The following is a 14,984-nucleotide window of genomic DNA, read 5'->3' as shown; positions in this document are numbered from 1 at the left end:
ATGCGGTAGTAGTCGCCCATGTCGACAGCCTTTGCCATCTCTTCGCGGGTTACCAGTGTCTCATACAGTTTCTCGCCGTGGCGCGTGCCGATGGTCTTCACCTCCGTCTCACCGTATTTCGGATCAACCTGCGCGTATGTTTCCTTCAAGGCCTGCGCCAGTACATCCAAGGTGGCGGCAGGAGCTTTCTGCACGAACAAGTCACCGTTGTGCCCGTGCTCAAACGCATAGATTACCAGATCTACGGCATCGTCCAGCGTCATCATGAAGCGGGTCATGTTGGGGTCCGTTACCGTAATGGGCCTGCCGTTCTTTATCTGCTCCACCCACAAGGGAATTACAGAACCGCGGCTTGCCATCACATTGCCGTAACGGGTACAGCAGATGGTTGTACCGGCTTCCTCACCCAACGCACGGCCCTTGGCTATGGCAACCTTCTCCATCATGGCTTTGCTGATACCCATGGCATTGATGGGATAGGCGGCCTTGTCGGTAGAAAGTACCACCACATTCTTTACACCATGCGCTATGGCGGATTCCAGTACATTGTCCGTACCGATCACATTGGTCTGCACAGCCTGCAACGGAAAGAACTCGCAACTGGGAACCTGTTTCAAGGCGGCGGCGGAAAACACATAATCCACTCCCATCATGGCACCGTCCACAGACTGGCGGTCACGGACATTACCAATGTAGAATTTTACTTTGGGATTTTGCAGGTGATGACGCATGTCATCCTGCTTTTTCTCGTCACGACTAAAAATACGGATCTCCTTGATGTCGCTATCAAGGAAACGACGCAATACAGCGTTACCGAAGGAACCGGTACCGCCAGTGATTAATAAAACTTTGTCTTTGAAGATGGACATAACTATTTATTATGATTAGAAACAAAGATAATGTATGATTTTTTAACCCGAATTTGAGTACTTACCAACAAAATCTTATTAATTATAATATCTCTTCATATAACTCAATGTATTTTTCAAAACACTTGTCTTTATCAAAGCATTCTTCAGATCGCATACGACAATCAGCAGAAGATAAAGGATGCTCCATCAAATTCACAATAGCTTTTGCTAAAGCCTCTATATTACCTTGCTCTACGACTACACCTGTCTGACTATTAATCGCTTCTGGGGAACCGCCTGTGCGGTAAGTAATCACAGGTGTTCCACAAGCTAGAGACTCAATATTGACTGTCGGAAAATTATCTGCGTATGTAGGGTTGATAAGTACAGAAGCATTAGAATACAAGTTCACCAGTTCTTGGACGTTCTGAGTGCGCACAACACACCTAATTCCTTTTGGCATTTTTCTCATTTGTTCGGTTGAGAGGCCAACCATTGTGATGGAGAATTCGTCATAAGAAAGCATTTCACGAAGTTTTATTATGTCATATAGACCCTTCTTCTCATCCCAAACACTCGATACAGAAAGAATATCGAACTTTGCATTTCTGCTTTTTTTCTGAGGACAAAATGTATGAATATCTATACCATTATGAATAACCTCAAGTCGCTTTTCTTTTAGAAAAGACTCTCGAACAAAGCTGCTCAACCATTCTGAACAAGTCACTATTGTCAATGTTCTATTTGCTGTAAACAAAGATTTCTTCAGTTCATAATTTTTACGCGACCTATCCATCAAAGTATTAGGATAGTCATGAACCAAAGGACAATCATAACATCCTGTCTTCCACTTCATACAATCCTTTGTCACAAAATGAAAACAATGACCTGTAAAAGCCCAACAATCGTGGAACGTCCACACCACCTTAATGTCAGTCTTGTTAAGATATTCAAATAGCAAACGATAATTCAAGTAGTGATCATGTATGTTATGCAACTGCACAACGTCAGGATTTATCTCCTCTATCTGGCGAATCAACCTCTTGGTAGCTCCACGGGAGCAAAGTCCCTCATTATCACGAATTTTTTGCTCTCCATAGTGCATGTACATATCCAACTTGTTGCCCACCTTGATAAGATACGACAGAGAAGGATTGCTCCATCTTCCATATGCAACAAAAGATTCCCATCCATGAGCCATTGCACACAAACCTATCTGTTCCGCAATCTTTCCCGTCGAGCCCCAGTTAGCAGTAATATTTATTTGAAGTAGTTTAGGCATATTAGATTTCCATAACATTTTTCCTTGTTTGAAATTGTTCCATTACATCAGCAATCCATATAGACTCCCGTCTTCTTAATCGCGCAGTAGAGAAACGCTTGTTTACAATACATGATATAAATTCTTGAATCTCATATCTCAAACCCGCACCATCCCATTTGTAGAAAAATTTTCGATTTTTATTTTGATCTTCATACCTAAGTTCAAAATAGTCTGTTTTCCACCAAGGAGCAGGAACATAGGCATATCCCTTTGTACCAGAGATAACCAAGTTTCCTTCTGTCTTAACACCCAAACCTGCCTTGAAAGAACAAATGGCATGATCATAACGTAACACTCCTTTTGTGTAAATATCAACCCCATTTTCCATCCGGCTATATATATTGATATTTCTGCATTCTGTACCCAATAACTTTACCATTGGGAGCAAAACACTACTACCCTGCTCATACAAAGCGCCACCAGACTGATTAGGATCAAACTCTCGCCCGCTCTTATCAAGCAATTGAGAAACAGAAGCCTCAATATCCACGACTTCACCTATCACACCCGACTTAATCATTACAATAAGATGATTAAAAGCAGGACAATGTGCAGTTTTATTTGCCTCCATAAGAATAACCCCTCTTTCTTCTGCCATTTTAAATAACTCTTTGGCTTGAAAACCAAGAAGAACCATAGGGGTTTCAACAAGTACGTGTTTACCTGTAACTATTGCTTTTTTCGCATAATCGTAATGAGAATTGTGAGGTGTAGCAATATATACTGCATCTACAGATTCTAAAAAAACATCCAGGTTATTATATGCCACTATGCTCTCATTCTCCTGAGAAATCTTTGTTAAGGCATTTGGTTCAATATCGTAAGCAGCTACTACCTTAATTCCGTTCACGACAGAAGCTTCATAAGGGAATCGGCTTGCTACACGTCCACATCCTATGATGCCAACCTTAACATCAACAGTAGATTCTGCACGAAGCATAGTTGAAGAGATACCTTCCGTTCTAGGAAGATATACAACTTTCGTAAATTCATTAAGATAATCAAATAGGCCTTCCCAATCAGAACCAATTGCAAAAATATCTACGTTATATTTTTGAATATCATCAATTTTCTGACCTACATAGTCTTCGATAATTATCTTATCTGCATAACCAGTTGCTTTTACAGCTTCCACGCGTTCAAGAACATTATTTCTGACATTCAATTTACCTCTGCCTTTGTCAAAAGAATCGCTTGTTACACCAACAATCAGAAAATCACCGAGTTCTTTTGCTCTACGCAAGAGATTGATATGACCTTGATGAAGTAAATCATAAGTGCCGTATGTAATAACCGTTTTCATATAGGAATTTTGTTTGTTCTTCGCCGCAGTTTCGCTCTGCGCAGGCCTGACTGCAAGGTGAGAAATTGGCTTTTATTTATCTAACTCAATGAGAGCATTCCAGAACTGTTCCATATATTTCTTCTCACCAATAGACACGCGAAGACATGTTCCAAAATTACCAACACCAGAATATGACTTGATGAGAATCTTCTTCTCTTCCTTCATGCGTTCAACAATCTTTTCTGCATCTGTCTTAGTCTTAATGAAGATAAAGTTTCCTGCTTCACCCTTATGCTCATATCCATTTACATCCATCTGATCAATAAGATACTGACGGCCCTCCTTGAAATTGTTGATAAGCATGTTCAACACCTCTGGATTATCAATAATAGCCTCTGCAAATGCCATTGCAAATGCATTAGTATTGTGAGGAGTACAGAACTTCTGCACCATCTTCACACCTTCTGGCCAACCAGCAACATAACCAAGGCGGCAACCTGCCATTGAGAAGAGTTTAGAGAAAGTACGAGTTACGAAAACATGCTCCTGTTCAAAAGCGTATTTGATAAAGGTCTTTGGATAGAAATAATGGTAAGCTTCATCCACAAGAACAGTAATCTCATGTTTACGAGCAGCAGCAAGAATAGCTTCAAACTCCTCATCTGAATAAACATTACCCATTGGGTTATTAGGGTTCAGGAGAATAAGCATTTGAGTGTCATCAGTAAGGATATTGATGATATTATTGATGTCCATTGTAAGATCTTCGTTGTATGGGACTTTGACAAAGTCACGACCATACATCTCTGAATATATCTGGAACATGAAGTATGAAGGTACGACACCCACAATGCGACCTCCTGGAGAAGTAAACGCCTGAATGATGTAACGAATGCCTTCAGCCGAACCATTCATAAGGCTAAGGTGCTGAACATCAGTACCAAGAAAAGCAGCGAGCTTCTCTGTGAACTGAAAGGTCTCTGGATACTGACCGACGAAACGGCCATCTACCTGAGATAGGACTTTGTTTATGAATTCCTGAGGGAGACCACCGGGGTTCTCATTCAGGTCAAGACGAAGATAATCTTTGCGTGCATTCTGATCAAAAATACGATACAAGTTCTCAATTCTTGGATCCAAGTAATACATAATTTATAATTCTATATTAATGATTTACTATTAAATATCTTGCAAAGTTTTTTATACAGCCCATACTACTGAAACCGAAATATAAAAGGTATTCGAAAAAATTCTATATTAAGAAACCTCATTTTTCTAAGGGAATATAAAAACTGATAGAACGAGATTGTTTGCAATAATTCATAGCAAACTTTTTGAAGCCCATTCTAAGATGATATGTTACCGATGAAACAGATTTCGGATTTGTGTCACTAACAATGAAGTCGTACTTCTCTTTTCTACAAATCTCAAGAAATGTTTGGAATAACAGAGAAGCAACTCCTTTTCCTTTGTAGCTATCAATCACTCCCAAATAGTCATGGGATACATAATAATAAAACCCTTTCTGTCGAGATTGAGACATTAAGGCCCCTATTGATCGCAACTAATAAATACATTTTGCGCCTTCCACCATCGTATAACATTTTTTAATATCTTCTGCTATAAAAGAGGCGAAAGAAAAATGAATTCCTTGTCATTCCTTTTCAAGACAAGCATCCTTAAATATACACGAAACTATAGGGTAAAGTTCTTCTGTTATTGTCGGAAATTCGAAAATTTCAATATTCATTTATTTTTTTTTCAAAATTTGAAATGAACTCATCCACATCTTTCTTTATTTCCTTCCATCTTTCTTCTATTGAATTTAACAGATAAGATATTTCTGAAATATTGATACTATCGCAAATATTATAATATGCATTAGGATCATTAATCAAATCATACACCTCTGCAAGTTCTCCATCTTCAAAATCCTCCTTAATGGAAACTTTATAAGCAACTATATAATTCTTATCACGTACACTAAACCAAATCCGTCTATTCATCATATCAGGACATCCTGGTCCCATATACTCAGATACAACATATTCACGAGGTTTAGTCTCGCGAAGCATTGATTGTCCTTTGAAGTCCGATGGGATTGGTAATCCCATTATATCCATCAAAGTTGGAAGTACATCTTTCGACTGCTGATATGTCTTAATGACAGAACCTTTCAGTCCCGGATGTCGGATCAACATCGGAATGTGGTAACATTCATCATCAAAGCAATTGACTCGGTTATTATGTAATGGCCAATAGGTGTAAGATGAGCCATGATCAGCGACAAAAAGAATTGTAGTAGCGTTCCATAGGCCAAGTTCTTTTAATGATTTGCAGAAACGCTCTATGCAATAGTCTGTATATCGAATAGATAGAAGATAAATGAGATTACCTCTAAAGTTTGTTCCAAGTTGGTCAACATAATCCTCAAGCATTCTCATTTCTTCGTCAATAACTTCTTTATCCTGAGTATCATATGAAAAGAAAGCGATATTGTTGTGAGGTTCCTCTGCATTAAGATAAAAGTAGAACGGGGTGTCGGATTTTCTACTTTTCAAGAATCCTAATGCTGTATCATAGACAGTTCTCGCAGGGTGATTGTTCTGCCAGGTTTTCTCGCCCCAACGCTTCTGCATCAATTCACAAGGGAATAGACTTCCAACATAATTCTGCCAAAACATAAGATTGGAGGAATCCTTCGTTTTCAAGTATCGTTTGATCCCCCTATATGTTCGCTTTATTCCCGGAATGTTTCTGAAAGCGTTTGCCTCGAAATTATTCTTTTTAATCTTCTTGAACAGAGAGGAATATTTCTTTACTACATAGCCATTCAAGAATTCAGCATCAATATAAACAGACACAGTAGATGGGTCTATTGTAAACAATACATGTGATTCTGCTTCTGAAAGTAGTTTATCAATATAACTACGAGGATTCATTTTGCAAGACTCACATTCTTTTTCTAATGTATCAAGAGACTTTTCTGCATCATAACATTCACATACCTTTTTATGCATTAAAGATGCCTCTGGCTCAGAGAGCATATCTCTCATATAACGAATCCATGACTCAAACATAAGGCACAGACGTTTTTCCAACAAGCTATACTCAATATCGGACAGTTGCCTCTCCCTAGATATTTCAGAATAGTACTTATATACTCCTCCCCATTCACTTGGAAAATAGAAACTACTATTATAGCAACGATGATCAATGTTCTCGTTTTGCTTGTCACCAATAATGTAGAAAGGATAATTGAAATCGTATGTTTCATATCCTAAATCGTGGAAGGCTTTATAATGATTAATAGGAGATGTATTTGTTCTGAAGAAATAGCCATAATCATCAAGACAATTTCTACCTGTAAACAAACTACGAGTAGCAGCATCGGTATAAGGTGCATAAGAATATAATTTGGTGGTAACCAAACTCTCCGACCTCAAAGAATCCAAGAACGGCGTTGGACTCACATAAGCTCTATTTTTTCCGACATAGTTCCATGTAACAGAATCTACAAAAAAGAATATGACATTATTCTTCATCTATATTTATTCATATTAAAGAATTTAAATAAGCAAATTATCAAAGATGTTCCGTTTATTTTTCAATAGAAGAGAAAATATCTATATATTTGCTAGCAATACTCCCAAGTCTATATTGCCTACTATTCTCTAACCCCTTTTTTATCAAGTTTTCTCTTAGTTTATCATCATTTATTAGTTTTATAATAGCATCGTGTAACTGGGCTGGATCTTTGGGATTGTTTATATATAAAGCAGCATCGCCAGCAACACTCTTCATGGGTTCTTTATTTGTTGTGATTACTGGACGTCCTATAGCTTGTGCTTCAATAGTGATTACACCAAAGCCCTCATAGGAAGATGGGAAACAAACGATATCTGATCTTCGGTAAGTTTCTTTCACCTCTTCAGGAGATAAATCGTAAACATTTTCAAATTTGATATTCAAACGATTCGCAAGTTGAATTTGGCTTTCATCCATTTTGCGTACAACAAGAAGTTTACATGAAATACCTTGTAAAGCCTGAATAGTTGTTTCTAGATTTTTATGAGGTCTAACCCCATTCTGTAAAACAATAAAGTTGGATTTATCAAATGTTTTATGATAATATTCGAACCCATCTATACTTCCACTTGGAATAACAGATATCTTATCTCTAATAGAGGGTAGCTCTTTGCACAACTCTGTTTTGGTAAAGTTAGAGATGGCAACAACTCTTTTTGCTAATTTTATAGGATATAGATGAGTAAAATACAGCCCAAAACGTTTAATTGTTTTAAATTTATCACTTGTCCAAAATCCTATATCATGAACCGTAAGTACAGATTTACAGCCTAATAACGCATATACAGCATAGTGTACTTCACCCACAATATGATTAATTCCTTTTTTTGAACGATTTTTATGTACAAATAATAAATTGGAAATAATTGATTTGATATTTAAGCCAATAGCTGGTAGATAATATTGTTTGATATAAATATTCTCACTTTTTCCTATGGTTTCAACTATAGGCTTCATCACATGATTAATACTTATCCCTGGATCATATTTTGATTTGAAAAAGAAAACTATTTCCATATTCGTCTTAATATAATGGCTTGAAAAATAATACCAATTATCAAAAACCTTATTCCTTCTACAACGTATGTATTGAATCCAGCTTCATTAGTATACAAAGAAGATAAGAAAATAACACCAGTTAAAACAGCACCATCTTTTCCACTATTAAGTAATTGCTCACAGAGTTTCAATAAAAATGAAATAATCAAAAATCCAATTATAACAGCTAAGATATCAAATGTAAGATATAAGAAACCAACAGGACCAAATGCTGTTGAACTATTTGACATATTGCCTGTAACCGTATTCGAAACCCACCATACTCCCAAATCATTAACAGGTTTATCTGGCCACAAAAATCTCGGCACAAACAATTGCGCAGGAATAGTATAAAAATAATACAGAAAATCGGGATCACGAGGTATATGTAATCCAAATTTTTCTTTATATTCAATAAATGTAGCTAACTCAGGTAAGGTTGTAAATCTAGACATAACTTCATCGATGATAGATACTTCTTCACTTGTAATGATCTGATTTTGGATTAATACTCCATTATAAATACAATCGAATATGCTAGAAATAGAATTGGGAATTTCCTTGGAATATACCAAATACTCCCTATAAGGATTTACTAAACCATATGCTATAATAAGAGAAATAAAACAAATTATCCCCAACTTGAAATTGATCTTTTTTAGAGCCAAATAATTTGCAATGAAGATAATTATAAAAGTCATAACTATTGCACCTTTATAACCTGCAAGTATCTGAAAAAACAATAATAAGGAAAAGGCGAAAATAAAAAGTTTTTTTGACCTTTTGTATTTAAAATATTGCCATGCTAACAAAAATACGACACCTTTAAGTGCTGTGGCAACAAGGTATTCTATTTGATCAAATGCTCCAATTTCCTTATTATCCGCATAAATCGTGGCAAGAACGCCATAACTGCCACTATATATGGATCTAAAATTTAATATTATTGATGATAATAAAAAAAAGTACGTATAAGTTTTTTTTACAACAAGTTTATGTACAAACAACTTGGAATACTTCTTCAAGGAGTATAATATAGGATTAAATAATAACGATTTATAAGAATACCAAAGAGTTATAAATCCAGCATTCACATAAAGCATACTTTTAGCAAGGGATATATAAGTAGGATAATAACGTATTTCACCATTTGAATATTGAAATAAAACAGGAAATCCATAAGGCAACAGAAACATAAATATTGATGTCACAATAATCGGATTAATAATTGACATTCCCTTCTTTAATTGTTTACAAATTAGTAATCCAATATACAACGAGAAAATAATATTTAGTCCGATAAAGAGCTGCTCACTATTGATATATCCCCCGTAATACGCAAATAAAAAAAAAGAAATTAAAAGTAAATATATAACTACCATTAATCCTGCAAATTAGATCCATGTCTTAGAATATCTAAATCCATTGATATACCATCTTTTATTCCTCTTAAAACATAAAATAAAGAAGTATATTTAAAATGAAGCAAGTAATGAAAACAATATTTTACGATTTGAAAAATTGTAGAACTTCTGTAACTAAGTTTACTTCTCAAAATACCATTTGACAATCTTGTCGACCAAATAAGATTTCTTACTTTATAGTAAATTCTTTTATCAATAGTATTCTTGTTTTCTGGTATTTTGTGATAATGAATAGCGTCTTTTACTAATGTTGTATGAAAAAATGCTTCCTTCACCCTATTCAGAAACTCAAACTCATCTCCCCAAATAAAGTAATATTTATTAGGTAGTCCAACACATTCAATTAGTTTTCTAGACAAAAGAATAGCATTGAAAGGTCCACCGCTATGAGACAATTCATTAAATTTTGTATTTAAGAGATACGGCCAATGACATGTTCCTGTCTCCGTATACAATAAAGGAGCAACATATTGCGACCCTTGTTTTGCTACTGAAATGAGTTTTTCCAAACAGAAACGATCCGAAATGCCATCATCATCCATAATCCAAAAATAGTCATATCCGCTTTGATAAGCATATTTAATGCCATTATGAAAGCCTCCAGCTCCCCCTAAATTCTCTTGCGTAAAGAATTTGATTTGTGGATTTTCTTTAAGCCATTTTTCTGTACCATCTGTTGACCCATTATTTACAACAATAATATCAAAATTATTAAATGATTGATGCAATAATGCATTGATACACTGTTTCAATAACTCAAGTCTATTATAAGTTACAACAATACAGGCAATATTATTCATTATATACAAATATCTAAATTTAAAACTTGTTCAATTACAGGAGCCATATCAAAGTACTTGTACTGCCCAAGGCGACCTCCAAAGACAACACCTTGCTCCTTCTCAGCCAACTTGCGATACTCCTCTGCAAGAGCATTGTTGCGGTCATCATTCACAGGATAGTATGGGTCCATACCCTCTTTGTACTCTGTTGAATACTCTTCTGAAACCACGGTCTTGGGACAATCGTAAACCTCTTGACCGAAGAGTTCGAAATGCTTGTGCTCAATCACACGAGTATAAGGTTCGTTGTGGCTGGTGTAGTTTACAACAGCATTACCTTGATAGTTAGGTGTGTTCTCTACACGTGTCTTGAAGCTAACGGTACGCCAATCAAGCTTACCCAATTTATAATAGAAATACTCATCGACTGCACCTGTGTAAACGAGTTTATTGGCATAATTCCGCCAATTATCTTTCAAGGGACACAAATCACTAAAATCTAACGAATCTTTAAAGAAGTCAAAGTTAGTTTTGCACTCTACGCCTTCAAGCAGACCTTCGATGAGTTTGTTGTAGCCACCAACAGGAATACCTTGGTATCGATCATTGAAGTAGTTATTGTCGAATATCATGCGTACAGGAAGACGCTTAATGATGAATGTAGGAAGATTCTTGCAATCACGTCCCCACTGCTTCTCAGTGTATTCCTTAATGAGCTTGTAAAAGATATCCTTGCCGACAAGACAAAGTGCTTGCTCCTCTAGATTATGAGGTTCACGCCCACCAAGAGCAGCAACTGCCTCGGCCTTCTGCTCATTAATCTTTGCTTGAGCCTGGGCTGGTGTATGAACCTCTGGCCACATACGGTTGAAAGTATTCATATTGAAAGGTAAATTGTACAATTCACCCTTGTAGTTGGCCACAGGGCAGTTGGTGTAGCGGTTGAACTCTACGATAGAATTCACAAAATTCCACACCTCCTTATTGTTGGTGTGAAAGATGTGCGCACCATACTTGTGCACGTTGATACCCTCTATCTCTTCGCAGTAAATGTTACCGCCAAGGTGAGAACGTTTATCAATTACAAGCACCTTTTTATCTGCTTGTCTTGCTTTGTGTGCGAATGTGGCTCCGTAGAGGCCAGAACCAACTATGAGATAGTCGTATTTCATAGCTGATTGCATATTTTTCTATTAATGAGATCCATAATCATACTATCCTTCGCGATAATTAAAATAGTAATGTAAACGAATAAACCGACGCCAATCACAACAAATATATTATAGGGATATACTGTAAATTGTGCTATTGAGACACATATAACAAACATAACTATGGAAGCAATAAAGTAATAGAAGCATTCCTTTGTTATTAAACTAAATGGTATATATTTACGTCCCAATAGTATTAGAATTAGCGTAACACTCAATTCTGCTATAAGTGTAGAAAATGCAGCGCCATCCTCCCTAAACATAGGAATAAAAATCACATTTAATAATAAATTGACTATTGCTCCTATACTGGTACTTATTGTTACAAGATTTATCTTTCCAATAGGATACAATATTTGCATTCCTATAAGATTTGATATGCCTATAATTAACACAATTGGAGACAAAATTTGTAACGATGACGTAGCATTTGCAAACATTTCTCCACACAACAATTGAATAAGTGCCGGAGATAGAGCTATACATCCTAGGCTCAAAGGAAATGCGATTAATAATACGAATTGATATGACTTTTGTGTCAAAACTCTGAACTCATCATATTTTTTGTTCTTTACTAAGTTAGAAGCTCTGGGTAGCATGACCGTTCCTATTGCAGTTGCTAGTAACAAAAGAAGATGAGAGATTTGCGATGCAGCAGAATAATATCCAACTGATTCATTATCTGCGAGAAATCCCAGCATAGCTTTATCCAATTGTAAATATATACTAGTTGCTAAACTAAAAATAAATACAGCAAGAGCAGGTTTTATATGTCTGCTAAGATTTATATGCCGAAATTTTACAGAACTAATATCCAAATAACGCCCTAAACAGAGAAAATTAACCAAATAACTTCCCCCATAAGATACAACATAGTATATTCCATAAAGGAATAAATCATCCTTAGTCTTGACGCAAACAAACAAAAAAATTGTTGCAATTACACGCACAATTAATCCTCTAAAAGTAATATATTTAAAGTCCTCTACACCACTATAAAACCAATTACATCCTATTGCATTAAAAAATAAAATAGAGCTAAGTATCAAAAATAAGGGAAAATTCTCTTTTATTGGATCAATCCATAAGCATACTCCTCCAATGATTAGATATCCCCCAATGCATAGGAAAACACTGAGGGATAGCAGCTCTATTGTAACTCGTGTTAGTTCTTCTTTATTATCTCTCACACGTGCAATTTCTCTAATCCCATATGTAGGAATACCCATACCAACTAGTAGAGTTACATAGGCAATAATTGAATTATAAAAATTTACTTGTCCAATTCCCTCAGGCATCAATACTCTCGTGGCATACGGAAACGTAAACAATGGAAACAGTAATCCTGAAACCGTATTGATTATGCTATATATAAAATTCTTTGTTAAAGACCTGGGGTGTGAGTTCATTGCACAATTAATTGTGATTTTTTAGATTTAAAATGCCATTCGCAGTAAACATTCGATAGTATCCATCCTCTTAAAAACCTAGAGAATGATCTTTTGAGAATTTTAAAAATTAACGATTTATAATATTTATAACCATCTATTTTTCCTCAAGCGCTATAAGCACCTCATTTTGAGACATTACAAGAATGCAAAAAATAACAAATGATTGGATTTAACTTTTATTTATTGATAAAAAAGGAAATAAGCGTATCCACCAGCTTTCCTGCAAGCTTCTGTATAAGCCCACCCAAATACCGGTACATAGCTACTGCACATCTGTTCCATATTCAAGTTTATTTTTTTTAGAGATAACACACCAACATATTCTTTTCTTCTAAATAGTTACTTTATTCAACAAAAAAAAACTCAAAAACACAATATGTTTTCCCTTCTACCCTTCTCCTATCTCCTCCACCAGCGACGCATGCACAAACGTCGTCGCCACCGCCATCACCCCCTCGATGTTCACCACCACCCTCCTGTCATGGCGCACACGCACAAACACCCCTTCCACTCCTTCGAAGATGCCGCCGGTGATGCGTACCCGGGTTCCTTGGGAGAGGTTCAGTTCGGTGGGTTCAAGATAGAGCACAGCCTGGTCGTAGGTGCCAGACACGGCGATGAAGCTGCGCATCTGTGAGTCCGGGATGACGATGGGCTGGCGGGTTTCGCGGTCCATGATATAGCGGATGGGGATGTTCATGCCCGGTTCGTTCTTTATTTCGTCCATACGCTCGCGGGTGGAGCGGACGAAGACCAGGTTATGGACCGCAGGAACAAGCTTGCGCAGGCGGCGCTCTTTCCTCACGACATACTCATAGCGCATGGGTATATAGTTTTCAATGCCCGCTGCATCCAGGTATTCCTTGAAAAAAAGCTCTCGGCTATAGGTGACACGCACTGCATACCAGTGCATTTCTGCATTCTCGTTCACGAAAAAATATGATTGGGGGACACCGGAGTAGCGAAGTACCTCCCGGTCAAGTAATGTAATGCGGTTACTTTAAATAGGCTATATGCATTCATTTTATTTCAAAACCCTCCACCATCTCGGAAGGAAGGCGACGAAATAGTTATATTCAAGCTATCTTGCGATAAGCCGTTATCAACGAAACGTTTATGATGAAAGAAATGTTTTATAACACGTTCCGTTTAATGAACGCAAAGGTAACGTCAAGAAATGAAAGTACAAAATATTCTGATTGATAAAATGATAATCTTTTTTAATGCAGACATCATCACACTATATATCAAAGAATTACGCCTATTAGGTAAGATACACGCGCACGCGCGTCATTTCTTATTTTTTTAAAGAAAGAGTGTGTTACATATATAACCATAGGTTCCGGTACCTCACCCTATACATACAGACTACACACACGCTTCACTTGTTCACGGAGAGGGGCACCACAGATTACACAGATTGGCACAGAGGAGCACAGAGAAGAATTCTTCGCTACGTTCTGAGTGACGGATACTCACGGAAACAAAAGGATGATACGCACGGACATACACAAAAGTGATACGCACAGAAACTACAAAAATCCGTGCCAATCCGTGTAATACATAGTGCACAGACTTCTCTTTTTTATTAATTTTGCACCCGATTCGTTAACTTAATATAAAATTGTATTTTCAAATTGTAGTTATGAGAACAAAAAAACGCCAATTAGCGTGATGCAAATCAAAGGGAGAGATTACCAAGTGCTGTACACCAAAGAGAGCAAAGAGGTGCAAGTGGCCATCGACCTGCTTTCTATGGTAGAACACAAGTCGTTAACCGTGGAATACAAGGAGCGGAAGGCTTTCCTGACACCCTTCATACCACTGCTGATAAATCCCCAAAAGGAACACGGACTGAAGGGCGTAAGCCCCTTCGCCAAGCTGCTGCATCTACTTGTAAACTTTATGGACGCGGACGGAAGCGGCAATACGCTGAACCCCGATTGCATTGAGGATGAGATATATAAGCTCTTCAATGAGCTATATCCCAAGGAGTAAAACGGACCAAGGAATTCAAATTGTAAAAAAAC

Annotated in this window: 12 protein-coding genes; 1 reads left to right on the top strand and 11 read right to left on the bottom strand. The window is 36.9% G+C overall.

Annotated features, from left to right (window positions below; all coding sequences use genetic code 11):
- The 11 genes from CSD97_RS11700 to CSD97_RS11645 form a co-directional block, all read right to left on the bottom strand.
- Positions 1-869, bottom strand: an 869-nt coding sequence (locus CSD97_RS11700; RefSeq protein WP_098032439.1) for a UDP-N-acetylglucosamine 4,6-dehydratase family protein, incomplete at its 3' end; no start/stop codon positions are given.
- Positions 870-951: 82 nt separating this feature from the next.
- Positions 952-2,133, bottom strand: coding sequence for a glycosyltransferase (locus CSD97_RS11695; RefSeq protein WP_055288446.1), 1,182 nt, complete (start codon positions 2,131-2,133; stop codon positions 952-954).
- A 1-nt stretch (position 2,134) separates the two neighbouring features.
- Positions 2,135-3,478 (bottom strand): Gfo/Idh/MocA family oxidoreductase, encoded by a 1,344-nt coding sequence (locus tag CSD97_RS11690; protein WP_098032438.1) that lies wholly within the window; start codon positions 3,476-3,478, stop codon positions 2,135-2,137.
- 72 nt (positions 3,479-3,550) lie between these two features.
- Positions 3,551-4,609 carry a histidinol-phosphate transaminase gene (locus tag CSD97_RS11685; protein ID WP_055288427.1) on the bottom strand — a complete coding sequence of 353 codons (1,059 nt, stop codon included), beginning with the start codon at positions 4,607-4,609 and terminating at the stop codon, positions 3,551-3,553.
- A 590-nt stretch (positions 4,610-5,199) separates the two neighbouring features.
- Entirely contained in the window at positions 5,200-7,005 is a 1,806-nt protein-coding gene (locus CSD97_RS11675; RefSeq protein WP_098032436.1) for a sulfatase-like hydrolase/transferase, read from the bottom strand.
- A gap of 55 nt (positions 7,006-7,060) precedes the next feature.
- A complete protein-coding gene (locus CSD97_RS11670; protein ID WP_098032435.1) occupies positions 7,061-8,065 on the bottom strand; it encodes a glycosyltransferase family 1 protein in 1,005 nt (334 codons plus the stop codon).
- Positions 8,056-9,321 (bottom strand): oligosaccharide repeat unit polymerase, encoded by a 1,266-nt coding sequence (locus tag CSD97_RS11665; protein ID WP_143272420.1) that lies wholly within the window; start codon positions 9,319-9,321, stop codon positions 8,056-8,058. Before CSD97_RS11665 ends, CSD97_RS11670 begins: the two co-directional genes overlap by 10 nt.
- Positions 9,322-9,467: 146 nt before the next feature.
- Positions 9,468-10,310 carry a glycosyltransferase family 2 protein gene (locus CSD97_RS11660; RefSeq protein WP_055288423.1) on the bottom strand — a complete coding sequence of 281 codons (843 nt, stop codon included), beginning with the start codon at positions 10,308-10,310 and terminating at the stop codon, positions 9,468-9,470.
- Positions 10,310-11,464 (bottom strand): UDP-galactopyranose mutase, encoded by a 1,155-nt coding sequence (gene glf, locus CSD97_RS11655; protein WP_098032434.1) that lies wholly within the window; start codon positions 11,462-11,464, stop codon positions 10,310-10,312. The genes CSD97_RS11660 and glf overlap by 1 nt, the downstream gene beginning before the upstream one ends.
- The gene (locus CSD97_RS11650) at positions 11,461-12,912 is read right to left on the bottom strand and encodes a flippase (protein ID WP_055288421.1); all 1,452 of its coding nucleotides are present in this window, start codon (positions 12,910-12,912) and stop codon (positions 11,461-11,463) included. Before CSD97_RS11650 ends, glf begins: the two co-directional genes overlap by 4 nt.
- Before the next feature lie 430 nt (positions 12,913-13,342).
- Entirely contained in the window at positions 13,343-13,885 is a 543-nt protein-coding gene (locus CSD97_RS11645; protein WP_009038514.1) for a UpxY family transcription antiterminator, read from the bottom strand.
- A 743-nt stretch (positions 13,886-14,628) separates the two neighbouring features.
- Here CSD97_RS11645 and CSD97_RS11635 point away from each other — a divergent pair.
- Complete coding sequence (locus CSD97_RS11635) at positions 14,629-14,952, top strand: hypothetical protein (RefSeq protein ID WP_005829213.1); 324 nt, start codon at positions 14,629-14,631, stop codon at positions 14,950-14,952.
- Positions 14,953-14,984 lie beyond the last annotated feature (32 nt).

The sequence above is a fragment of the Bacteroides sp. AR29 genome (genome assembly GCF_900217715.1).
Taxonomy (GTDB): domain Bacteria; phylum Bacteroidota; class Bacteroidia; order Bacteroidales; family Bacteroidaceae; genus Bacteroides; species Bacteroides uniformis.
This window is presented reverse-complemented; position numbering and strand designations above follow the sequence as displayed.